This is a genomic window from Methylobacterium variabile (assembly GCF_001043975.1).
GTDB classification, from domain to species: Bacteria; Pseudomonadota; Alphaproteobacteria; order Rhizobiales; family Beijerinckiaceae; genus Methylobacterium; species Methylobacterium variabile.
Window position 1 is genome coordinate 16,758 of sequence record NZ_LABY01000063.1, and the last position, 22,070, is coordinate 38,827.

Annotated in this window: 18 protein-coding genes; 10 read left to right on the forward strand and 8 right to left on the reverse strand. The window is 67.0% G+C overall.

Annotation, left to right across the window (positions count from 1 at the left end; genetic code table 11):
* Window positions 1–188: 188 nt before the first annotated feature.
* On the reverse strand, window positions 189–2,441 hold the full coding sequence (locus VQ02_RS35520) for a glycosyltransferase (protein WP_083469142.1): 2,253 nt from the start codon (window positions 2,439–2,441) through the stop codon (window positions 189–191).
* A gap of 382 nt (window positions 2,442–2,823) precedes the next feature.
* Entirely contained in the window at window positions 2,824–3,459 is a 636-nt protein-coding gene (locus VQ02_RS10520) for a 2-hydroxychromene-2-carboxylate isomerase (RefSeq protein WP_048444136.1), read from the reverse strand.
* A 197-nt stretch (window positions 3,460–3,656) separates the two neighbouring features.
* Here VQ02_RS10520 and VQ02_RS10525 point away from each other — a divergent pair, with 197 nt between their 5' ends.
* Window positions 3,657–4,898, forward strand: coding sequence for an argininosuccinate synthase (locus tag VQ02_RS10525; protein ID WP_048444137.1), 1,242 nt, complete (start codon window positions 3,657–3,659; stop codon window positions 4,896–4,898).
* A gap of 92 nt (window positions 4,899–4,990) precedes the next feature.
* Here VQ02_RS10525 and VQ02_RS10530 read toward each other — a convergent pair whose 3' ends face one another.
* From VQ02_RS10530 to mtgA, 3 genes are all read right to left on the reverse strand, one after another.
* Window positions 4,991–5,335 (reverse strand): hypothetical protein, encoded by a 345-nt coding sequence (locus VQ02_RS10530; RefSeq protein WP_048444138.1) that lies wholly within the window; start codon window positions 5,333–5,335, stop codon window positions 4,991–4,993.
* A gap of 167 nt (window positions 5,336–5,502) precedes the next feature.
* Window positions 5,503–6,507, reverse strand: a complete 1,005-nt coding sequence (locus VQ02_RS10535) for a DUF4424 domain-containing protein (protein ID WP_245239678.1) — start codon at window positions 6,505–6,507, stop codon at window positions 5,503–5,505.
* A 67-nt stretch (window positions 6,508–6,574) separates the two neighbouring features.
* Entirely contained in the window at window positions 6,575–7,390 is an 816-nt protein-coding gene (gene mtgA / locus VQ02_RS10540; protein WP_083469140.1) for a monofunctional biosynthetic peptidoglycan transglycosylase, read from the reverse strand.
* Between the two features lie 55 nt (window positions 7,391–7,445).
* On the opposite strand from mtgA, the gene VQ02_RS10545 reads away from it, so the two are divergent.
* The 3 genes from VQ02_RS10545 to VQ02_RS10555 all read left to right on the forward strand — a co-directional run bounded on the left by VQ02_RS10545 (window position 7,446) and on the right by VQ02_RS10555 (window position 10,273).
* Window positions 7,446–8,387, forward strand: coding sequence for a polyprenyl synthetase family protein (locus tag VQ02_RS10545; RefSeq protein WP_048444140.1), 942 nt, complete (start codon window positions 7,446–7,448; stop codon window positions 8,385–8,387).
* Window positions 8,388–8,561: 174 nt separating this feature from the next.
* A complete protein-coding gene (leuB, locus tag VQ02_RS10550) occupies window positions 8,562–9,668 on the forward strand; it encodes a 3-isopropylmalate dehydrogenase (RefSeq protein ID WP_048444141.1) in 1,107 nt (368 codons plus the stop codon).
* A gap of 26 nt (window positions 9,669–9,694) precedes the next feature.
* A complete protein-coding gene (locus VQ02_RS10555) occupies window positions 9,695–10,273 on the forward strand; it encodes an LOG family protein (RefSeq protein WP_048444142.1) in 579 nt (192 codons plus the stop codon).
* A gap of 434 nt (window positions 10,274–10,707) precedes the next feature.
* On the opposite strand, the gene VQ02_RS10560 is transcribed toward VQ02_RS10555, so the two are convergent.
* Both VQ02_RS10560 and VQ02_RS10565 read right to left on the reverse strand, forming a co-directional pair.
* Window positions 10,708–11,118: a hypothetical protein gene (locus VQ02_RS10560; protein WP_048444143.1), complete on the reverse strand. Its 411-nt coding sequence runs from the start codon at window positions 11,116–11,118 to the stop codon at window positions 10,708–10,710.
* A 97-nt stretch (window positions 11,119–11,215) separates the two neighbouring features.
* Window positions 11,216–12,100, reverse strand: a complete 885-nt coding sequence (locus VQ02_RS10565) for a hypothetical protein (protein WP_048444144.1) — start codon at window positions 12,098–12,100, stop codon at window positions 11,216–11,218.
* 426 nt (window positions 12,101–12,526) lie between these two features.
* Between VQ02_RS10565 and VQ02_RS10570 the strand changes: the two genes are divergently transcribed.
* The 3 genes from VQ02_RS10570 to amaB all read left to right on the forward strand — a co-directional run bounded on the left by VQ02_RS10570 (window position 12,527) and on the right by amaB (window position 16,607).
* Window positions 12,527–13,561 carry an aspartate-semialdehyde dehydrogenase gene (locus VQ02_RS10570; protein WP_048444145.1) on the forward strand — a complete coding sequence of 345 codons (1,035 nt, stop codon included), beginning with the start codon at window positions 12,527–12,529 and terminating at the stop codon, window positions 13,559–13,561.
* Between the two features lie 138 nt (window positions 13,562–13,699).
* On the forward strand, window positions 13,700–15,007 hold the full coding sequence (locus VQ02_RS10575; protein ID WP_048444146.1) for an SLC13 family permease: 1,308 nt from the start codon (window positions 13,700–13,702) through the stop codon (window positions 15,005–15,007).
* 70 nt (window positions 15,008–15,077) lie between these two features.
* Window positions 15,078–16,607: an L-piperidine-6-carboxylate dehydrogenase gene (amaB, locus tag VQ02_RS10580; protein WP_048444147.1), complete on the forward strand. Its 1,530-nt coding sequence runs from the start codon at window positions 15,078–15,080 to the stop codon at window positions 16,605–16,607.
* A gap of 256 nt (window positions 16,608–16,863) precedes the next feature.
* On the opposite strand, the gene VQ02_RS10585 is transcribed toward amaB, so the two are convergent.
* A complete protein-coding gene (locus VQ02_RS10585) occupies window positions 16,864–18,033 on the reverse strand; it encodes a M20 aminoacylase family protein (protein ID WP_048444148.1) in 1,170 nt (389 codons plus the stop codon).
* 289 nt (window positions 18,034–18,322) lie between these two features.
* Here VQ02_RS10585 and VQ02_RS10590 point away from each other — a divergent pair, with 289 nt between their 5' ends.
* From VQ02_RS10590 to VQ02_RS10600, 3 genes are all read left to right on the forward strand, one after another.
* A complete protein-coding gene (locus tag VQ02_RS10590) occupies window positions 18,323–19,933 on the forward strand; it encodes an ABC transporter substrate-binding protein (protein ID WP_048444149.1) in 1,611 nt (536 codons plus the stop codon).
* A 175-nt stretch (window positions 19,934–20,108) separates the two neighbouring features.
* On the forward strand, window positions 20,109–21,089 hold the full coding sequence (locus VQ02_RS10595; RefSeq protein ID WP_048444150.1) for an ABC transporter permease: 981 nt from the start codon (window positions 20,109–20,111) through the stop codon (window positions 21,087–21,089).
* A gap of 15 nt (window positions 21,090–21,104) precedes the next feature.
* Window positions 21,105–22,061: an ABC transporter permease gene (locus VQ02_RS10600; RefSeq protein ID WP_048444151.1), complete on the forward strand. Its 957-nt coding sequence runs from the start codon at window positions 21,105–21,107 to the stop codon at window positions 22,059–22,061.
* The last annotated feature ends 9 nt before the right edge of the window (window positions 22,062–22,070 follow it).

Here is a 22,070-nt window from a genome sequence, read left to right on the forward strand (position 1 = left end):
AGCATTGGAATTTTATAAGACGCCACATAGTAAATTTCATATCGAACGCGATAACTTTATAAATAATTGCTCAATTCATACATCTATTAAATTTGGGAAAGAGATTACTAGGATGCCCGACTAGCTTATAATCGGACGTCGCTGTGGCTTCAAATTAGAAATTAAACAATATTAAAAATAGTTGATTTCTACATGAAAATACGAACTCCACCCAACGCGTGGCAAGCTGCGGCGAAGTAAGAAAACTTCGCATGATTTGAGGCAAGTTCGATTCTCGAATTTGTATCATTTTTAATAAATTCGATCATCCCGTCAGGATAACATACGTCAATGTCCCCAAATTTCGTTCCGGACAAAAGTTGTTTTATATTTTTAACATCCCACCTCACACCAAATATAAATTCGTTTTCATGCTTGTCTTTCGACTCAAATTCCCATTTCTGAAAAACCTCTGAAGCTGTTAAATTTACAGCGGAATAGAATATGAATAAGGGCTGTGCTCGCTCTTGATCTAAGGCAAACGCGATGCATTTGCAGTTTTCTAAATCGAAATGACAATCATCAATTCCCAATTCATCCTTTGTCGATCTTATTAGGGTCGCGAACGGATGTGGCTGCCCATCGATTATATCACATGACTCATGTATATCATACGATCTATACATACCTTCCGCTATGGACGCATGGACTTTAAATATATCAGGTCGCTCTACGTTAGATCCTACTATAAGCTGCCTTTTCGATCTGGCGGTGGCTATGACGTAATTGTCGCTCGTAATAAATATTCCATTTACTCCGACTCTGTAGTGATACCGGAAATTTTCCAAACTTGCAAAACTGAGCTTATGCTTATGTAATCCCGTTGCTTCTCTGCGACTCACCGGGGAACCACTGTCAGGGTCTATAAAAATTGAATCTAAATTCCTATTAGGAAATACAAATCTTTCATAATTTGAAGGATAGAACTCAAAAGTATAAATATTTTCTCTCCTCCCGCTTGCGCCTTCTGGACGACTCACCAACATCCTGCGCATCGAATAAGTTCCATTATTATCAAATGTCTGTCCACGTTGTTCAGCATTGCGCTTATCTATTTCGATTTGATCTCGGAAAATTTGTTCAATTTTATCTGGATAATTAATCCATTTATCTATAAATCGTCCCTTGATGCGTTGCGGCGGGAGTGCGTTCGATTCGAAGAACAAGTTCTCGACACGAATATCACGAATATCAAGCATTTTTAGGATTTTTGACATATCCATCTCCCTTGATTCTGAAGCAAAAGATAATTTCATATCTGAGAAACCGAGCGTCAGAAGCAGATCATGAACTCTTTTATCCCAAGTAAATTCTCCTTTACGCAACATTCGCGCCAACGATCGCGCGTTTGCTTTTGACTCTTTAATATTCAAAAGCATTTCTCTCAGTATTTTTTCAGATTTTTTAACGTCTTCTGGATTGGCAGTTTCATCGTGATGTCCGTTTACTTCTACAGTCCTAATATATCCAAGCAAGTCCGGTCTATTGCTTGCGATGTAACGTGCCAATCCTGTTTGTTTTGAAATTAAAACAGGCACCTCCAATGCCATTGCCTCCCATGCTACGAGACCAAACCCTTCCCTTGCTGACAACATCAACAAAACATCCTGCTTTCTTAACAAATCACAATAATCATCGAAGTTCTTCGTATATCTAAATGGCATATAAGAAATCCTTTTTCCCGCTATCTCATATATTTTTGTCCCGATCAATTTCCTTGGAGACAGACTCTCTTCACTTAAACCGAATATTGTTATCAGTGGATCAAATCCATCGTCGACAAGAGTCGAAGAAACTTTTGCCGCGGAGGTCAACATCAAATCAAATTGCTTTATCAAGGACTGCTCGTCCTCAAGTCGTCCTGCTAGCATTATTCTGCGGAATTTTGTTTCTACGGCCACTTCAGGCTCGGCATCTAACAAGCCGGGAACCATCGTGACAATTTTGCGTTTTCCACCTGTAATGATTGCTGCAGATTCGTGCAATGCCGGCCCAACCGACACAATGGTGGAACTTGACATAAGTATGCTACGTTGCTGGCGATATTTGTGCTCAAATTCGCTTTCAGATTTAAATGCGTAGTAGGCCTGATAACTCATATGATGAAAAACGATTAAATCTACTTTTTTGCTTATTTTAAGACCAATTGCATCCTCCGGAGTGAAAACATCGTGACCAAAAACGCATTTAACATCTCCGCCGATTTGAGCTATTTCTCTTGTATCGATAAGTGTAACCCCTTTAAGTTTTGCATCGTTATTATCTAAGTGATCAAATCTTTCAACGACACAATAGACTTTCGCACGGGAAACCCGCGCCAATGCTGAGCAAAAATCAACATTGAATGAACTCACACCACCATGTACGCGACCCCATTCCGGACAGAACACCAGAAATGACATGTCTGTACACGCCTCAAAATGAGTAATTTCGGCCTGGCGATACGAAAATCGAGCCCGATGCTGCCGATCAACTAATTACATTGCAAGGAATTTTTATACTGTACATACGCTGAGTATCTATTCGCACGGCCATTCACTGCAATCCCAGCAAATCAACGTTATTCGCATTGGATATAAAATAAATGTAAATATTACTAATTCCACATTATCCTTATACTAAAACCAAAATCGAATTTACTAAACATCTTACAATACAGAATTTTGTTGCAGCGCATGCTATTATTGCAGAAACTGTCCGTCGCACCAAGTGCTTATTCGATGATCGTTTGTGACTGCCCGCAAATTCGCGCCGCGCGATGCACCCATTAAAGGCATCGACGCATTAGTTTTGGCGCCGCATTCCCGCCGGCCGCTCCCCCACTGACCATTCCAGCGCCTGCTCCAGCCGGTCGTTGCCCCAGAACAGTTCGCCGTCCTCGGTCAGGAAGCTCGGGGCGCCGAACAGGCCGCGGGACTTCGCCTCCTCACCGATCGAGCGCAGGCGGTTCTTCACCGGCTCCTGGGTCGCGGCGCGGATCAGGGCCGGCCCGTCGAGGCCGAGGCCGTTGAGGATGGCCGAGATCGCGGCGGGCTCGGCGATCGACTCGCCGCGGGCGAACTCCGCCGCGTAGACCGCCCGCACGTAGGCGCCGATCCACGGCTCCTCGGCGCCGTGGACCGCCACCCGGGTCGCCGCCAGGCTGTTCTGGGGGAAACTGTCGGGGCGCACCACCGGCGGCAGGCCGAGACGGGCGGCCTCGCGGGCGAGGTCGCGCCACATGTGGCGGCCCTTCGCCGGGTAGAGGTTGAACGGCGAGGAGGTCCAGCCTTGCGCGGCGAAGACCGGTCCGAGCAGGAACGGGCGCCAGCGCAAGCTCACCCCGGCCGCGTCGGCGAGCGCCTCGATCCGCATCGCGGAGAGGTAGGAGTAGGTCGATGCGAACTCGAACCAGAATTCGAGCGTGGGCCGGCGCGGCATCGCACCCCTCCGTTGGATTGATATCGCACCTTCGCGTCCGCGCGCTCCGCCCACAAGCGCCGCCCCGGGCGTCGCATCGCCACGGGCGGGCGGCGGAACTTTGGCAGCGCAGTTGCACGCGGCCGGGCCGGGCTGTTAAGCCCCGGCGCGTTCATTCCGTTCCCCTTGCAGTTCCCCATCGCGTGAGGCCCGCCCGCATGTCCGACCAGCCCCAGAAGCGCGTGAAGAAGGTCGTGCTCGCCTACTCGGGCGGCCTCGACACCTCGATCATCCTCAAGTGGCTCCAGACCACCTACGGCTGCGAGGTGGTGACGTTCACCGCCGATCTCGGTCAGGGCGAGGAGCTGGAACCGGCCCGCCGCAAGGCGGAGCTGCTCGGCATCAAGCCGGAAAATATCTTCATCGAGGACCTGCGCGAGGAATTCGTCCGCGACTACGTCTTCCCGATGTTCCGGGCCAACGCCCAGTACGAGGGCGTCTACCTCCTCGGCACCTCGATCGCCCGGCCGCTGATCGCCAAGAAGCAGATCGAGATCGCCGAGAAGGTCGGGGCCGACGCGGTGTCCCACGGCGCCACCGGCAAGGGCAACGATCAGGTCCGGTTCGAGCTCGGCTACTATGCGCTGAAGCCCGACGTGACGGTGATCGCCCCCTGGCGGGAATGGGATTTCCGCTCCCGTGAATCGCTGCTCGCCTTCGCGGAGCAGCATCAGATCCCGATCGCCAAGGACAAGCGCGGCGAGGCGCCGTTCTCGGTCGACGCCAACCTGCTGCACGCCTCCTCCGAGGGCAAGGTGCTGGAGGACCCGGCCCTGGACGTGCCGGACTACGTCTACTCGCGCACCCTGTCGCCCGAGGAGGCGCCCGACACCCCGACCGTCATCACCATCGGGTTCGAGCGCGGCGACGCGGTCTCGATCGACGGCGAGCCTTTGTCCCCCGCGAGCCTGCTCGCCAAGCTCAACGAGCTCGGCCGCGCCAACGGCATCGGCCGCCTCGACCTCGTCGAGAACCGCTTCGTCGGCATGAAGAGCCGCGGCATGTACGAGACCCCCGGCGGCACCATCCTGCTGCCGGCCCACCGGGCGATCGAGTCGATCACCCTCGACCGCGGCGCGGCCCATCTCAAGGACGAGCTGATGCCGCGCTACGCCGAGCTGATCTACAACGGCTTCTGGTTCTCGCCGGAGCGCGAGATGCTCCAGGCGCTGATCGACAAGAGCCAGGAGATGGTCACCGGCACGGTGCGGCTGAAGCTCTACAAGGGCGGCGTCCACGTCATCGGCCGCGAGAGCCCGAACTCCCTCTACGACCAGGACCTCGTCACCTTCGAGGAAGGTGCGGTCGCCTACGACCACCGCGACGCGGCGGGCTTCATCAAGCTCAACGCGCTGCGCCTGCGGACCCTGGGCCAGCGCAAGCGCAAGCTGGGGGCCTGAGAACGAGCGAGGCCCGCACCGGGAACGGGGCGGGCCTCGCGGGCAGAGCGGAGGGTGCGGCCGGCCCTGCGCCGGCCGCGCGAGGCTCGCGCCTACGCCTCGTCCTCGTCGTCGATGTCGACCAGGAACAGGATGTCGACGTCGTCCTCCTCGTCCTCGTCGTCGTCGGTCTGGCCCTGGGAGTCGGTCGCGGCGGCCTCGGGGGCGTCGTCCTCGAACTCGTCCTCGTCCATGGCGTCCTCGAAGGACTCGACCTCGTCCTCGGTCGCCGGGCGGAGCTTCAGGGCTTCGGCCTTGCCCGACCACAGCGGGCGGCCGTCGCTCTTCATGGTGCGCAGGTCGTCCTTGAAGCCTTCGACCTCGAGAAGCTCCCGGGCCCGCTCCTCGTTCGACCGGATGATGGCGACGGGCGTGCCGTCGATCTCGAGAGTGAACATCGTGCTTCCCTTTTGAGGGCCGCGCCGCACGGGCGGGCGGCGCCGGTGTTACGGGGGGAAAGCCCGCCGCGCCAGCCCCGTTCCGGGCGGCCTCGGGGGAAAGTCGCGCCGGCCCGCGACGGTTCGCCGGCTCATCGGCGTCCGGCACGCGCCCTCCTTGGGCGCGCTCACCGGATCCCCAGCAGGGCGTCGTCGTTGGAGACGATCAGGATCATCAGATCCTTGTCGGGCACGTAGTCCTTCGCCTCCCACACGAAGGTGGTCGGCCCGGTCTTGCGCACGCCAGTGCGGCAGAAGCTCACCAGGGCGCCCGGGCTGCCCTTGTCGACCGTCAGGGTGAAGCGGCCGATGCGCCCCGCCCAGTTGCGGGCGGTGGTGACGATGTACGGCACCTCGACCGCCCGGGTCAGGCCGTGCTCCTTCTGCGGCGAGGCGGCGATCAGGCGCCGGATCCCGGCGAGGCCGGCATCGTCGAGGCAGTACTGGGCCCGGTAGGCGGGCGTGGCCGCCTCCTGGATCGAGAGCAGGTGGTTGCCCTTCACGGGCGCGTAGGCGTGGGACACGCGCAGGTCGCGGCCAGCCGGAAACGTCTGCTCCCAGTGGAACTTGGCCTCGCTGCGCCACTGGCCGTCGGCGTCGGCCTTGGCCTCCGACAGGAGGCCGGCCTTCTCCAGCTCCCCGAGCACCGCCGGGGAGAGCCGCTTGAGCGCCGCCTCGACGTCCCTGCGCCGCAGCGGGTTGAGCGGCACGCCGTGGCCGCGCAGCAGGTCGGTCACCTCGCGGGTGCCGAGATAGGCCCGCTCCTCAAGGAGCGGCGTCACCGGCGCCCCATCCACCGTCGCCGTGAAGCCGACGAAGTTCGCCCGGTCCTCGTAGGGCAGGTTGAGCGCGCTCATCGACAGCTGCGCCCCGTCGATGGCCGGCAGCGGGAAGGCCACCCGCAGGGTCTTCGGCGCGGATGCGCGGTTGCGGAAGACGTAGTCCACCGCGATGCGGTCGAGGCCGATGCGCAGGTCCTCGCTGGCGAGCGCGATGTCGGGATCGCGCACCAGCACCAGGCCGCCGGCCTCAAGGGCGGCGGCGCTGTCGTTGGCCCGGGCCGGTCCGGACGGCCAGAGTGACGTCGCCACCATGGCGGCTGCCAGAGCCGCCCGCATTCCACCGCCCGCCATCGCCGCCCCCCGCGCGAATCGCACGGCTCCGCTTACGGCACCCGGCAACGATCCAGCAACCGGCCGGTCACGGCCGCACGCACTGGCTCAAGGTCGCGATCCCGGCCGTGCGGCCCTGGATGCGGCCGGCCAGCGCCCGGAGCGCCCGGGTGGGTCGGCGCGGGTTGCGGAGGATCGGGTTCGGCAGGGCGGCGACGAGCAGCGCCGCCTCGCCCCTCGTGAGGTCGCGGGCCGGCTTGCCGAACCAGTGCCGGGCGGCGGCCTCGGCGCCGAAGATCCCCTCCCCCCACTCGGCGACGTTGAGGTAGATCTCCATCGTCCGCCGCTTGCCCCAGACGAGGTCGGCCATCAGCGCCAGCGGGATCTCCAGCGCCTTGCGCAGGTACGAGCGGCCCGGCCACAGGAAGACGTTCTTCACCGTCTGCATCGTCACCGTCGAGGCGCCGCGGCTCGGGCCGTCCTCGTCGTCGACCACGCTCCAGAGCGCGTCCCAGTCGACGCCGCCGTGCAGGCAGAAGCGCTGGTCCTCGGAGGCGACGACGCCCTGGACCAGGGCCGGGGCGATGGCGTCCAGCGGCACCACCTCCCGGGTCACCGGCTGCAGCGTGGCCCAGCGGCCGAGCATCAGGGTTGAGGGCGGGGTCAGCGCGCGATAGACGAGCGCCAGGACCAGGAGGAAGGCGACCGCCATGACGGGCACGAGGAGCACGGCGCGCAAGACCCGCCGCCCGCGGGCCCGGACCGGCGGCGCGCCCGCCGGCACCAGCCCCCGCAGCGGCCGCGGCCAGCCTCCGTCCCGACCTGCCCCGTCCCGGTCCGCCGTGGCGCGCGGCTCCTGAATCCGACCCTCCTCTCGGCGTGCCCGTCGATACGAGGCCACCATGACGTCAACGCGGGCCCCGCAGGACACGACGCCGGGCCGTCCCCAGGAAAATACGATGGCCGGCACCACTGGATACCCGCAGGCAGGCGATTTCACGGCGCGGCTCTCGGCCGTCGCCAAGACCGTCGAAGGCTTTCTCGCCGAGCGCCTCGGCGACGCGGTGCAGCCCGGCGAGATCGCCCGGCCGCCCCGGCTGATGGAGGCGATGCGCCACGCCGTGCTCAACGGCGGCAAGCGCCTGCGCCCGTTCCTCGCCATCGAGACCGCCCGGATGCTCGGCGGGCCGTTCGAGGGCGCGCTGGCGGCCGGCGCGGGCGTCGAGCTGGTGCATTGCTACTCGCTCGTCCACGACGACCTGCCGGCGATGGACGACGACGACCTGCGCCGCGGCCAGCCGACCGTACATAAGAAGTACGACGAGGCCACTGCGATCCTGGTCGGCGACGCCCTCCAGACCCTCGCCTTCGAGATCGTCGCCGATCCGGCCTGGCAGGCCGACCCGCTGATCCGCGCCGAGCTGGTGCTCGGCCTCGCCCGGGCCTCGGGCCTCGGCGGCATGGTCGGCGGCCAGCTCCTCGACCTCGGGGCGGAGGGGCGCTTCGGCCCGGCCAACCTCGACGTCGACGCGACGCTCCAGCTCCAGGCGATGAAGACAGGCGCCATCCTGGCCTTCTCGGTCGATGCCGGCGCCCTCGTCGGCGGCGCCTCGGCCGACGAGCGCCGCGCGCTCCTGGCTTACGGCCGGGCGCTGGGCCAGGCCTTCCAGGTCGCCGACGACATCCTCGACCGCGAGGCCTCCGCCGAGGCGATGGGCAAGCGCACCGGCAAGGACAAGGACGCCGGCAAGGCCACGCTCGTCGACCGCCTCGGCCTCGACGGCGCCCGCGCCGAGTGCGAGCGCCTCGTCGCCGAGTGCGAGGCGGCCCTCAAGCCCTGGGGCACGGCCGCCGCGACCCTGTGCGAGGCCGCCCGCTTCACCGTCGCCCGCAAGTCGTAACGCCCAGGGGCGCTGCCCACGATCCGCTCTCCCCTGGGAGCAGATCGCGACCTTGATGATGACGCGCTCTCCGGACGAACCGGGGACCGGTTCGTCCGGAGAGCGCTGTCGATCCCGGCAGAGGGAAGCCTTCCCTCTGCACACCCGGAATTTCCAGACGAAGAAGGTCACGCCATGGCCACGTACAAGATCCTGCTCCTGCCCGGCGACGGCATCGGCCCCGAGGTGGCGCGGGAAGTCTCCAAGGTGCTGGCCTGGTTCACCCGCGCCGGCATCGCCCAGTTCGAGACCGAGACCGACCTCGTCGGGGGTGCGGCCATCGACGCGCACGGCGTGCCGCTCTCCGAGGCCGCGATGGATCGGGCCAAGGCCGCCGACGCGGTGCTGTTCGGCGCCGTCGGCGGGCCGAAATGGGCCGGCGTTCCTTACGCCAAGCGCCCCGAGGCGGGCCTGCTGCGCCTGCGCAAGGACCTGGGCCTGTTCGCCAACCTCCGCCCGGCGATCTGCTACCCGGCCCTCGCCGACGCCTCGGCGCTCAAGCGCGAGCTGGTCGAGGGCCTCGACATCGTCATCGTGCGCGAGCTCACCGGCGGCGTCTATTTCGGCGAGCCGAAGGAGATCGTGACCCTCGAGGACGGCCAGAAGCGCGCGGTCGACACCCAGGTCTACACGACCGGCGAGATCGAGCGCATCGCGGCGGTCGCCTTCGACCTCGCCCGCAAGCGCCGCAACAAGGTCGCCTCGGCCGAGAAGCACAACGTGATGAAGACCGGCGTCTTGTGGAAGGAGGCCGTCACCCGTCTCCACGCCGAGCAGTACGCGGATGTCGGCCTCGAGCACGTGCTGGCCGACAACTGCGCCATGCAGCTGGTGCGCAACCCCAAGCAGTACGACGTGCTCGTCACCGACAACCTGTTCGGCGACATCCTGTCGGACGTGGCCGCGATGCTGACCGGTTCCCTCGGGATGCTGCCCTCGGCCTCCCTCGGCGCGGTCGAGAACGGCACCCGCCGCGCCCTCTACGAGCCGGTCCACGGCTCGGCCCCCGACATCGCCGGCCAGAACCTCGCCAACCCGATCGCCATGATCGGCTCGCTCGCCATGGCCCTGCGCTACTCCTTCGGCCTGATCGAGGCGGCCGACCAGCTCGAGAGCGCCATCACCCGGACGCTCGCCAGCGGCACCCGCACCCGCGACATCGCCGCGCCGGGCACCAACGCGGTCGGCACGGCCGAGATGGGCGACGCCATCGTGCGCGAGCTGCAGGCCCAGGCGGGCTGACATCCGGCCAGAGGAGGGGCGAACCCATGCGCCTGTGCGTGTTCTGCGGCTCCAGCGACGGGGCCCGCCCGCTCTACCGCGAGGCGGCGACCGCGCTCGGGCGCTACTTCGCCGAGAGCGGGATCGAGCTGGTCTACGGCGGCGGCAAGGTCGGGCTGATGGGGGCGGTCGCCGACGGCGCCCTCGGTGCCGGCGGCCGGGTGACCGGCATCATGCCCCGCGCGCTGGTCGAGAAGGAGACCGCCCATCTCGGCCTCACCGACCTGCGCGTCGTCGCCTCGATGCACGAGCGCAAGGCCCTGATGGCCGACCTCGCCGACGGCTTCGTCGCCCTGCCGGGGGGCCTCGGCACCTTCGAGGAGATGTTCGAGGTCTGGACCTGGGCCCAGCTCGGCTACCACAGGAAGCCGCTCGCCGTGTTCAACGCCGGCGGCTTCTACGACGGGCTCCTGGGCTTCCTCGATTCCGTGGTCGCCGAGGGCTTCGTGCGCGAGCCGCACCGGGCGATGCTGATCGTCGGCACCGAGCCGGCGGACCTCGTGGCGCGGATCCGGGCGTATGAGCCGCCGCGCGTGATCAAGTGGGTGAAGGCGGAGGAGCGGTAGGGGCGGAGCCGGTAAGAGACTTTGCCACATCCAGAACCTGTCGATTCCTCGCCGACACAGTTGACCTCCACCGGGGTCATTCCGGTCTCCGCCGCGCGACCCCGAAATGACTCCGTGATATTAGTAACGCCGCAAATCAAATAGAATTCGATGCTCGTCGATGTGGTGCGGCAAGTTGAATGACTGCCCGCATCGGTCGTCCTCGGCGTCATCCCGGGGCTCGCCGCAGGCGAGAACCCGGGATCCAGAACCGCTGACGATCCAGGACAGGCTGAACGCGGTCCGCCTCTTTCTTCAACGTCAGCGATTATGGATCCCGGGTTCCGCTGCGCGGTCCCGGGATGACGCGGAGGGTGCGAAACCGGTCGAGAGAAACTCCAAAAAGAAACGGGCCCCTCTCGGGGCCCGTCGCACGTCCGGTTGATGCGGTCGGCTCAGTACCCGCGCGCCCGCGACAGCGGCGAGGTCGGGTCGAGGTAGTCGATCGCCGACAGGTCGACCGTGACGGCGCTGCGGCGGGCGCCGATGAACGGGCCGTTGGTGATCGGGTCGGGCAGGATGCCGGCGCCGCCCCAGCGCTCGCGGTTGGCGATGTAGGGCGGCGAGTTCAGGTAGGACGCGGTGATGAAATGCGGGTTGGTGGCCGGGTTGCCGGTCGCGCCCGAATTGGCCTCCACCACGTTGCCGGCATCGAGCCAGCTGCGCGGGCGCACGCGGATCGCGAGGCCCTGGCCGTCCCGGTAGCTGCGGATGACGTAGCTGTCCTGCGCCTGCGAGGCGGCGGTGCCGGCGCCCAGGGCCGCGAGGGAAAGAAGCCCGGTCAGGGCGAGAGTCTGGAAGCGCATGACGCACCTTTGATGAACATCGCCAGGGTAGCGCCGCACTCGTTAAGAAACGACGCCGTTATGGAAAGAGACGTGCGAGCGCGGCCGAGGTTCCGTCTCACGGCGACGCTGGTCGCGAATGCCGCACTCTCGCCGCATTCTTTCGAACCGGCCTGCGGCCCGTCGGAACCGCGGCGGTGGTGGCCGGCTCCTCCGGGGCGCAGGCCGGGAGGCGGGGCTGCGCCAGCATCTCGGCCACGGCTGGCGTCAGCCCGGCACCCGGGAGCGGCGTGAGGCGATCGACCGCGCAGGCGACGGCCTGCGGCTCGGGCAGCTGCCCCAGGGGAGCGCAGAGCCAGCCCTCGAGCCGCAGGGGCGCGGTGCCGAGGCGGAACGCCGTGCAGGCGCGCCGGCCTTCCTCGCCCGCGAGGGTCGCGTCGACGGTGTCCAGCGCCCCGAACCGCGTCGTCAGCTGGCCGCGCTCGCCGGTGCGGGCGACCGAGAGGCCGCCGGCCTCGGCGGCCCGGCGGGCCAGGGTGACGAACAGGCTCCCCTCCCCGTCCGGCTCCGCCGCCTCGGCGGCGACGAGGCGCAGGAACGGCGCCTCCTGGGCCGCGAAGGTGCCGGCGGTGAGCGTGTCCTCCCGCAGGCCGGGCTGCACCCGGGCGCTGCCGGCCGCCTCCTCGCCGAGGCGGTAGCGGTCGGCCGCGACCGCGCTCCAGGCCGGCGGCGCCACCGCGGGGGCGGCGAAGCGCGGCACGAAGGCGGCTTCTCCGGAGAGGGGCGGATCGGCGGCGCGCCGCTCGCTGGCGAGCACGCTCAGGAGCGCGATCACCGCCGCCGCCCCGAGGGTCCGCCCGGCCGCGCGCCAGGGTCGAGGGACCCGCGGGGAGACGCGCCGCAGCGGCCGCGGCAGCAACGGCTCGACGGGACCGATGTCCTGTGCGAGGGCAATCCCCGCCCGCTCGAGGGCGGCGTCGTCGAAGTCCGGCCTCTGCCGCACGGGATCGCTCCTCCGGTTGCGCGTGGTCGTCGCCTCCGGGATCGCACCGCATTTTAGCGATTTCCTTGACCCGGGCCGGGTTGTCCCCGACGGGACCGGATCAGGGTGAACGCGGTGCTAACGGGTGACGGGAGCGAGAATCTGTTGCCGGCGACCGAATCCGGCCCTTGACAGCACGGCGCGTTCGGGCTGTTGCTGCGGGCGCTCGCGCACCCCATCTCGGGTGCAGCTTTCCGGGGACTGACCGCGCCATGCGGCCTGTGTCGACCACGACGAAACGCAAAGCCACGACGGCGATTACCGCCGCCGGCTGAAGCCTCGCGTCGTCCTCGGATCCCTCCCCGTCCGTGGCGGGCGGAGGCCGGGCTCCCTCAAGCCCGCCTGAGATCGCCCGGGGAGGAGCCATTCCGAACTGGAGCGATTGAGATGGGTTACAAGGTTGCCGTCGTCGGAGCCACCGGCAGTGTGGGCCGCGAGATGCTCGACATCCTGGCCGAGCGCGCCTTCCCGGCCGACACCGTGGTGGCGCTGGCCTCGCGCCGCAGCCTCGGGCAGGAGGTGTCCTTCGGCGACAAGACGCTGAAGGTCCAGGCCCTCGACCAGTACGACTTCTCCGACACCGACATCTGCCTGATGTCGGCCGGCGGCGAGACCTCGAAGGAGTGGTCGCCCCGCATCGGCCAGCAGGGCTGCGTCGTCATCGATAACTCGTCGGCCTTCCGCTACGATTCCGACGTGCCGCTGATCGTGCCGGAGGTGAACGCCGACGCCGTCGTGGGCTTCACCAAGAAGAACATCATCGCCAACCCGAACTGCTCGACCGCGCAGCTCGTCGTGGCCCTGAAGCCCCTGCACGAGGCCGCCACCATCAAGCGCGTCGTCGTCGCGACCTACCAGTCGGTCTCCGGCGCCGGCAAGGACGCGATGGACGAGCTGTTCAACCAGACCCGCGCGGTGTTCACCGCCGGCGAGGTCAAGGTGCAGAAGTTCACCAAGCGCATCGCCTTCAACGTCATCCCGCACATCGACGTCTTCATGGAGGACGGCTCCACCAAGGAAGAGTGGAAGATGGTGGCCGAGACGAAGAAGATGCTCGATCCCAAGATCAAGCTGACGGCGACCTGCGTGCGCGTGCCGGTGTTCATCGGCCACTCGGAGGCGGTGAACGTCGAGTTCGAGCGCCCGCTCTCGGCCGAGGAGGCGACCCAGATCCTGCGCTCGGCGCCCGGCATCCTGGTCGACGACAAGCGCGAGCCCGGCGGCTACATCACCCCGCACGAGGCGGCGGGCGAGGACGCGACCTACATCTCGCGCATCCGCGAGGACATCACGGTCGAGAACGGCCTGTCGTTCTGGTGCGTGTCGGACAACCTGCGCAAGGGCGCGGCCCTCAACACGGTCCAGATCGCCGAGGTGCTGGTCAACCGCAAGCTGATCCAGCCGAAGCAGAAGGCCGCCTGAGGCCCGCAAGGGCCCTCTCCCCTCGCGGGAGAGGGCCCTCCTTCGCCCGCGGCGAAGCCGCCCTCGCCGAACCACGTCTTTTCTCGGACCCTTCCAGGTCGGAAACCCTCCCGGACGAGAGCGGGGGGAGGATCCGTGATGGGATCGGCGACGGTGGGCGGCCTCGCGTGGCCCGCCCTGGTGGCGGCGGCGACCGTCGGGCTGTGGGCCTTCGCCCTTCTGCCCGAGTTCCTCACCGCCCTCCTGTTCTTCGCCGCCGCCACCATCCTGCGGCTGGCGCCGCCCGAGGTGGTCTTCTCCGGCTTCGCCTCCTCGGCCTTCTGGCTCGTCCTGAGCGGCTTCGTCATCGGGGCGGCGATCCGCAAGGTCGGCCTCGCCGACCGGGTCGCCGGGCTCGTCGCGCCGCGCCTCGCCGGTTCCTGGCCGGCCCTGGTCGCCGGCGTGATCGGGCTGACCTACGCGCTCGCCTTCGTCATGCCCTCGAACATGGGCCGCATCGCCGTGCTGATGCCGGTGGTGATGGCGCTGGCCGACCGGGCCGGGCTGCCGGCGCAGGGGCGCGGCCGGGTCGGCCTCGCCCTGGCGGTGGGATTCGGCACCTTCCAGCTCTCGGCCAGCATCCTGCCGGCCAACGTGCCGAACCTCGTCATGGCTGGCGCCGCCGAGAGCGCCTTCGGCCTCCATCTCGCCTACCTGCCCTACCTCGCCCTGCACGCCCCGGTTCTCGGGCTGCTGAAGGGCGCGGTGCTCGCCGCCTGCATCCTCGTGCTGTTCCGCCCCGGCCCCCTCGTCCCGGCCGACGCCGGACCGGGGCCCGGCCCGATGAGCCGGGAGGAGCGGCGGCTCGCGGGCCTGCTCCTCGCCACCCTGGCCCTGTGGATGACCGACGCGGTGCACGGCGTCCCGCCGGCCTGGATCGGGCTGGCGGCGGCCTGCCTGTGCCTGATGCCGCGGGTCGGGGTCCTGTCCGGCGACGAGTTCGCCGCCGGGGTCAACATCCGCACCTGCCTCTACATCGCCGGCATCCTGGGCTTCGCCGCCTTCGTCGCCCGCACCGGCCTCGGCGACCGGGTCGGCGCGGCGCTGGTGGCCGTGCTGCCCCTCGATCCGGCACGGCCGGGCGCGAGCTTCGCGAGCCTCGTCGGCCTCGCCACCCTCCTCAACTTCGCCGTCACCGCGAACGGGATCCCGGCCCTGTTCACCCCGCTCGCCCGCCTGCTGGCCGAGGGCAGCGGCCTGCCGCTCGCCACGGTGCTGATGGTGCAGGTGATCGGCTACGCCACCCCGCTCCTGCCCTATCAGGCGGCCCCGATCGTCGTCGCGATGGGCCTGGGCCGGGTGCCGGCACGGGACGGCGCGCGCCTCTGCCTCGCGGTCGCGGCCGTCACCTTCGCGGTGCTGGCCCCCCTCGACTATCTCTGGTTCCGTGCCCTCGGCTGGCTGTGAGCCCGGCTTGCCCTGCCGCCGGCGCTGTCGCAGTGTCCCGGCTCTCGTGAGATCCGCCGGAGCATCCCGCATGGCCCCCACCGTCCTGTCCGTCCGCGATGACGCGCGCGCCGTGCTGGAGCGCCTCGGCGTCCCGGCCTCCGCCTTCGCCGAGGGCGGGACGCCGGCGCGCTCGCCGGTCGATGGCGGCGTGGTCGCCGAGCTGCGCGAGACCGACCGGGAGGAGGCCGAGGCGGCGATCGGCAGGGCGGCGGAGGCGTTCCTGGCCTGGCGCCGGGTGCCGGGGCCGCGTCGGGGCGAGCTGGTGCGGCTCCTCGGCGAGGAGCTGCGCGCCCACAAGGACGACCTCGGCCGGCTCGTGACCCTGGAAGCCGGCAAGATCCTCTCGGAGGGCCTCGGCGAGGTCCAGGAGATGATCGACATCTGCGACTTCGCCGTCGGCCTGTCGCGGCAATTGCACGGGCTCACCATCGCCACCGAGCGGCCGGACCACCGGATGATGGAGGTCTGGCACCCGCTCGGGGTGTGCGGGGTCATCACGGCGTTCAACTTCCCCGTCGCCGTCTGGTCCTGGAACGCGGCGCTCGCCCTCGTCTGCGGCGACCCCGTCATCTGGAAGCCGTCGGAGAAGACGCCGCTCACCGCGCTCGCCGTCCACGCGCTCGCCGTGAAGGCGGTCAAGCGCTTCGGTTCGGACGCGCCCGACGGCCTGCTCGGCCTGCTGATCGGCGGGCGGGAGCTGGGCGAGCGCCTCGTCGAGGACCAGCGGGTCGCGCTCGTCTCCGCCACCGGCTCGACCGCCATGGGCCGGCAGGTGGCGCCGAAGCTCTCCGCCCGCTTCGCCCGGGCGATCCTCGAGCTCGGCGGCAACAACGCCGCCATCGTCGCCCCTTCCGCCGACCTCGACCTTGCGCTGCGCGCCATCGCCTTCGCGGCGATGGGCACCGCCGGCCAGCGCTGCACCACCCTGCGGCGGCTGTTCGTGCACGGATCCGTCTACGACGCCCTGGTGCCGCGCCTGAAGGCGGCCTACGGCTCGGTGCGGATCGGCGATCCCCGCGACCCCGCCACCCTGATCGGCCCGCTGATCGACGTCGCCGCGGCCGACGGCATGGCGCGCGCCCTCGACGAGGCGCGGGCGATCGGCGGCACCGTCCACGGCGGCGAGCGCCTGCGCGACATTCGCGGCGAGGGGGCGGCCTACGTCCGCCCGGCGCTCGTCGAGATGCCCGAGCAGGCCGGTCCGATGCGCCGCGAGACCTTCGCGCCGATCCTGTACGTGACGCGCTACACCGAGCTGGAGGAGGCGATCACGGCCCAGAACGCGGTGGCCGCCGGCCTGTCCTCCTCGATCTTCACCCGGGATCTGGCGGAAGCCGAGATCTTCCTGTCGGCGTCGGGCTCCGATTGCGGCATCGCCAACGTCAATATCGGCCCCTCCGGCGCCGAGATCGGTGGTGCCTTCGGCGGCGAGAAGGAAACCGGCGGCGGCCGCGAGGCGGGCTCGGACTCCTGGAAGGCCTACATGCGCCGGGCCACCAACACCATCAACTACGGCAAGACCCTGCCGCTGGCGCAGGGCGTGACGTTCGAGGTGTGAGGCCGACAGGCCTTCTCTCCACGGCACCGACACCCTCCGCGTTATCCCGGGGCACGCGAGAACCCGGGATCCCTAACCGCGGATGTTGGAGAATGAGGCGGCTCGTGCTCCGCTTCGTCCTGCATCGTCAGCGGTTATGGATCCCGGGTTCTCGGCTTCGCCGAGCCCCGGGATGACGTGCAGAGTGCTGACGAAGGGAGCAGACCCTCAGACTTCGTTCACACGAACTTTTATGAACCCTGAGGATCCCGCCCCGTCAGGCCGCCGGCATCGCCCGCTCGATCATCCGGGCGAACAGCGAGACGCCGTAGGGCGCCGCTTGGTCGTTGAAGTCGTAGGCCGGGTGGTGCAGGCCGGCGCCGGGGCCGGTGCCGAGGAAGATGTAGGCGCCGGGCCGGGCGTTCAGCATGTAGGAGAAGTCCTCCGCGCCCATCATCGGCGCGACGGCGCGCTCCACCGCACCCTCGCCCGACACCTCCGCCGCGACGTCGGCCATGAAGCTGGTGCGCTCGGCGTCGTTGACGGTCACCGGGTAGCCGCGGCCGTAATCGGCGCTCGCCGTGGCCCCGAAGGCGGCGGCGACGTTCGAGGCCACCTGACTGATGCGCGCCTCGCACAGGTCGCGGACCGATTCCGAGAGCGTGCGCACCGTGCCGTTGAGGATCGCGGTCTCCGGAATCACGTTGAAGGCGTCGCCCGCCTTGATCTGCGTGATCGAGATCACCGCCGACTGCACCGGGTCGACCGTGCGCGAGACGATCGATTGCAGCGCCGTGACGATGTGGGAGGCGACCAGCACCGGGTCGATGCAGTCGTGCGGGGCTGCCGCGTGGCCACCCTTGCCGCGGACCATAATGGTGATCCGGTCGGCCGCCGCCATGATCGCGCCGGGGCGGATCGCGAAGCTGCCGAGCGGCATGCCGGGCTTGTTGTGCAGGCCGTAGACCTCCTGGATGCCGAAGCGCTCCATCAGGCCGTCCTTGAGCATCACGTCGGCGCCGCCGCCGCCTTCTTCCGCCGGCTGGAAGATCACCACCGCCGTGCCGTCGAAGTTGCGGGTCTCGGCGAGGTACTTGGCGGCGCCGAGCAGCATCGCGGTGTGGCCGTCATGCCCGCAGGCGTGCATCTTGCCCGGCACCGTCGAGCGGTGGGGGACGCCGCTGGTCTCCTCGATCGGCAGGGCGTCCATGTCGGCGCGCAGGCCCACCACCTTGCCCGAGCCGCCGTTGCGGCCGCGGATGACGCCGACGACGCCGGTCTTGCCCAGCCCCGTCACCACCTCGTCGCAGCCGAAGGCCCGCAGCCGCTCGGCCACCAGGCCGGAGGTGCGGTCGAGGGCGAACAGCAGCTCGGGATGCTGGTGGAAGTCGCGGCGCCAGGCCGTGATCTCGTCGGCGAGGGCGGCGACGCGGTTGATGACGGGCATGTGACAAAACGCTCGTGTCGGGGCGGGAACTGCCGCCCGGGATGCAACAGGCAGACCGGCACGCGGTCAACCGCCTCGTGCGGCTCGCAAATGTCGCGGGTCCGCGCCGGGCGCATGGCCCGGCGGCTGTTGGCCCGGGACTTGTTAGAGCGGCACGATCGTTCCACACCCTTCCAGCCCCTGGCGAGAAGGGCCGGGACGGTGCATCATTTTTCATCACTCTGGCGTCGCCTGCGGCGCCGGAAGGTGCTCTAACGCGCTCAGAGATCCCCGCGGAGTGGACCCGTCGATGTCGCCTGTGAAGTTTCGTCCGCTGCTGAAGTGCCTCGCCGCCGCCACGGCCCTCGCGGCGGTCGCTGCCGCCGCGCCGGCCTCGGCCGCCAACACCTTCCGGTTCGCCTTCCAGGGCGACCTGAAGTCCCTCGACCCGTACACCCTCAAGGAAACGTTCACGATCGCGGCCCACGGCGCGATCTACGAATCCCTCGTCACCCGCGACAAGGACCTGAAGCTGGTCCCGGGCCTCGCCGAATCCTGGGAGACCCCGGAGCCGACCCGCTACCGCTTCAAGCTTCGCAAGAACGTCAAGTTCCACGACGGCACGCCGTTCACCGCCGACGACGTGATCTTCTCCGCCGAGCGCGTGCGGGCACCGGGCTCGAACTTCCAGACCAACGTGCCGGCGGACGCCACCTTCGTGAAGGTGGACGACCACACCGTCGACATGGTGCTGAAGAACCCCAACCCCATCGCCCTGTACCAGTTCGGCGGCTGGTACATCATGTCGAAGGCCTGGGCCGAGAAGCACGACGCGACGAAGCCGACCCCGGTCTCGGCCTCGACCCCGAGCTACGCGGCGCTGCACGAGAACGGCACCGGCCCGTTCACCATCACCGAGCACCAGCCCGGCGTGCGCACGGTGTTCAAGAAGTTCGACGGCTACTGGGGCAAGGTCGAGTCGAACATCGACGAGGCGATCTTCACCACGATCAGCAACGACGCGACCCGCGTCGCCGCCCTGCTCTCGGGTGAGGTCGACTGGGTCGATCCCGTCCCGCTCCAGGACCAGAGCCGGGTGAGCTCCAGCGCCAACGCCGTGGTGGTGAACGCGCCCGAGCTGCGCACGATCTATCTCGGCATGGACCAGACCAGCGACGAGCTGCGCGGCTCCAACGTCAAGGGCAAGAACCCGTTCAAGGACGTGCGGGTGCGCGAGGCGTTCTTCCGGGCGATCGACGAGGACGCGATCGTCAAGCGCGTGATGCGCGGGCAGGCCACCCCGGCCGCCCTGCTGATCGCCCCGCCGCTCTTCCCGCTGGCGGGCGAGTTCAAGCGCCCGGCCTACGACCCGAACAAGGCCAAGGCGCTGCTCGCCGAGGCCGGCTACCCCAACGGCTTCGAGGTGCCGCTCGACTGCCCGAACGACCGCTACGTCAACGACGAGGCGATCTGCCAGGCCATCACCTCGATGCTCGCCCGCGTCGGCGTCAAGGTGAACCTGATCGCCCAGCCCAAGGCGAAGTACTTCGCCAAGATCCTCAAGCCCGCCTTCGACACCTCGTTCTACATGCTCGGGTGGACGCCGTCGTCGATGGACTCGCACAACATCCTGTACGAGATCGCCGGCTGCCGGAACGACAAGAACTCCCCGCGCGGTACCACCAACCTCGGGAACTACTGCAACCCGAAGGTGGATGCGCTCGCCGACAAGATCGAGCGCGAGACCGACCAGGAGGCCCGCAACCTGATGATCAAGCAGGCCTACGACATCGTCATGGCCGACTGGGGCTACATCCCGCTGCACCAGCAGGCGCTGGCCTGGGGCGTGTCGAAGAAGGTCAAGCTGGTGCCCCGCGCCGACAACCAGATGATGCTGTTCTGGGTCTCGAAGGAGCCGTAAGCGGCACCTGAGGCATAGGGCGGCAGGGCCGTGCGCATTCTCCTCTCCCCGCCCGCGGGGAGAGGAGATCCTGGTGCCTTTTTTGTTGACGGACGAGTGTGTTAGCCGACCCTCATCCCTCCAGTTCGAACTCCGAGATTTCTCGGACCACACGAGAACCCAAGAAACCCCCCTCATGCTCGCCTTCATTCTCCGCCGCCTGCTGCAATCCGTCGGGGTGCTGCTGGCGGTCGGGCTGATCGCCTTCGCGATGTTCCGCTTCGCCGGCGATCCGGTGAACCAGCTCGTCGCACCGGACACGCCCTATGCCGAGCGGCTGCAGATCCGGCAGAGCCTCGGCCTCGACGATCCGGTGCTGGTGCAGTTCGCCCGCTACGCCGGCAACGCCGTGCGCGGCCAGTTCGGCAACTCGTACCAGTTCCGCCAGCCGGTCTCGACGCTGCTCGCCGAGCGGATGCCCGCGACCCTGGAGCTGGCGCTTTGCGCCACCCTGTTCGCGCTCACCGCCGGCATCCTGATGGGGGTGTACTCGGCGCTCCACCGCGACAGCGTCGGAGCCAAGCTCCTGCAGGCCATCTCGCTCATCGGCGTGTCGCTGCCGACCTTCCTGATCGGCATCCTGCTCATCTTCCTGTTCTCGGTGACGCTCGGCTGGCTGCCGTCCTACGGCCGCGGCGACACGGTGCGGATCGGCTGGTGGACCACCGGCTTCCTCACGGCCTCGGGGCTTCGCGCCCTGATCCTGCCCTCGATCACCCTCGGGCTGTTCCAGATGACGCTGATCATGCGCCTCGTCCGGGCCGAGATGCTGGAGGTCCTGCGCACCGACTACATCCGCTTCGCCCGCGCGCGCGGCCTCACCACCCGGTCGATCCATTTCGGCCACGCGCTCAAGAACACCCTCGTCCCGGTGATCACCGTCGCCGGCCTCCAGCTCGGCTCGATCATCGCCTTCTCGATCATCACCGAGACGGTGTTCCAGTGGCCGGGCATGGGCCTGCTGTTCGTGCAGGCGGTGCAGAACGTCGACGTGCCGATCATGGCCGCCTACCTGCTGCTGGTCGCCCTCATCTTCGTGTCGATCAACCTCGTGGTCGACCTCCTCTACACCATCGTCGACCCGCGCCTGCGCCTCTCGGTGCGGCGGGCGGCGTGAGGATTGTTTAGAGACATGGCCTCCCCCACTCCCGCGCCGGCCCTGGCAGCCGCGGCCCCGCCCTCGCGCCTGGGCCGGTTCCTCGATTCCGACCTCCTCGCCAGCTTCCGGCGCTCGAAGCTGGCGATGGCGGCCTTCGCCGCCACCGTGCTGTTCGTCGCGCTGGCGCTGCTCGCCCCCGTCATCTCGCCGCAGAACCCCTACGACCCGGCGCAGCTCGAGCTGATGAACGCCAACCTGCCGCCGCTCTGGTACGCCGACGGCCAGGCGCCGTTCCTGATCGGCACCGATGACCAGGGCCGCGACGTGCTCTCGGCGGTGTTCTACGGCATGCGCCTGTCGCTCCTCGTCGGGGTGCTCGGTGTGCTCTTGTCGGGCTTCATCGGCATCGGCCTCGGGCTCATCGCCGGCTACGCCGGCGGATGGGTGGATACCGTCATCATGCGCGTCGCCGACGTGCAGCTGACCTTCCCGGCGATCCTGATCGCCCTCATCGTCGACGGCGTCGCCAAGGCGGTGGCCGGCGGCCACATGGAGGCGGAGGCGCAGATCGCCCTCATCGTGGTGGCGATCGGCCTGTCGTTCTGGGTGCAGTACGCCCGCACCGTGCGCGGCTCGGTGATGGTCGAGAAGAACAAGGACTACGTCCAGGCCGGCCGGCTCATCGGCCTCTCGGCCCCGGTGATCCTCACCCGCCACATCCTGCCGAACGTCACCGGCCCGGTCTTCGTCATCGCCACCATCAACCTGGCGCTCGCCATCATCACCGAGGCGACGCTGTCCTTCCTCGGCACCGGCCTGCCGGAGACGATGCCGTCCCTCGGCACCCTGATCCGCACCGGCAACCGCTTCCTGTTCTCGGGCGAGTGGTGGATCGTCGCCTTTCCGGGCCTGGCGCTCGCCGGCCTCGTGCTGGCGATCAACCTGCTCGGCGACTGGCTGCGCGACGCCCTGAACCCCAAGCTGCAATGACACCCGGTT

Excerpts from the sequence above, each read along its gene's own strand:
- VQ02_RS35520 (WP_083469142.1), bottom strand. The coding sequence starts at position 2,441 with ATGTCATTTCTGGTGTTCTGTCCGGAATGGGGTCGCGTACATGGTGGT.
- VQ02_RS10520 (WP_048444136.1), bottom strand. The coding sequence starts at position 3,459 with ATGCCGCGCCGGCCCACGCTCGAATTCTGGTTCGAGTTCGCATCGACC.
- VQ02_RS10525 (WP_048444137.1), top strand. The coding sequence starts at position 3,657 with ATGTCCGACCAGCCCCAGAAGCGCGTGAAGAAGGTCGTGCTCGCCTAC.
- VQ02_RS10530 (WP_048444138.1), bottom strand. The coding sequence starts at position 5,335 with ATGTTCACTCTCGAGATCGACGGCACGCCCGTCGCCATCATCCGGTCG.
- VQ02_RS10535 (WP_245239678.1), bottom strand. The coding sequence starts at position 6,507 with ATGGCGGGCGGTGGAATGCGGGCGGCTCTGGCAGCCGCCATGGTGGCG.
- mtgA (WP_083469140.1), bottom strand. The coding sequence starts at position 7,390 with ATGGTGGCCTCGTATCGACGGGCACGCCGAGAGGAGGGTCGGATTCAG.
- VQ02_RS10545 (WP_048444140.1), top strand. The coding sequence starts at position 7,446 with ATGGCCGGCACCACTGGATACCCGCAGGCAGGCGATTTCACGGCGCGG.
- leuB (WP_048444141.1), top strand. The coding sequence starts at position 8,562 with ATGGCCACGTACAAGATCCTGCTCCTGCCCGGCGACGGCATCGGCCCC.
- VQ02_RS10555 (WP_048444142.1), top strand. The coding sequence starts at position 9,695 with ATGCGCCTGTGCGTGTTCTGCGGCTCCAGCGACGGGGCCCGCCCGCTC.
- VQ02_RS10560 (WP_048444143.1), bottom strand. The coding sequence starts at position 11,118 with ATGCGCTTCCAGACTCTCGCCCTGACCGGGCTTCTTTCCCTCGCGGCC.
- VQ02_RS10570 (WP_048444145.1), top strand. The coding sequence starts at position 12,527 with ATGGGTTACAAGGTTGCCGTCGTCGGAGCCACCGGCAGTGTGGGCCGC.
- VQ02_RS10575 (WP_048444146.1), top strand. The coding sequence starts at position 13,700 with ATGGGATCGGCGACGGTGGGCGGCCTCGCGTGGCCCGCCCTGGTGGCG.
- amaB (WP_048444147.1), top strand. The coding sequence starts at position 15,078 with ATGGCCCCCACCGTCCTGTCCGTCCGCGATGACGCGCGCGCCGTGCTG.
- VQ02_RS10585 (WP_048444148.1), bottom strand. The coding sequence starts at position 18,033 with ATGCCCGTCATCAACCGCGTCGCCGCCCTCGCCGACGAGATCACGGCC.
- VQ02_RS10590 (WP_048444149.1), top strand. The coding sequence starts at position 18,323 with ATGTCGCCTGTGAAGTTTCGTCCGCTGCTGAAGTGCCTCGCCGCCGCC.
- VQ02_RS10595 (WP_048444150.1), top strand. The coding sequence starts at position 20,109 with ATGCTCGCCTTCATTCTCCGCCGCCTGCTGCAATCCGTCGGGGTGCTG.
- VQ02_RS10600 (WP_048444151.1), top strand. The coding sequence starts at position 21,105 with ATGGCCTCCCCCACTCCCGCGCCGGCCCTGGCAGCCGCGGCCCCGCCC.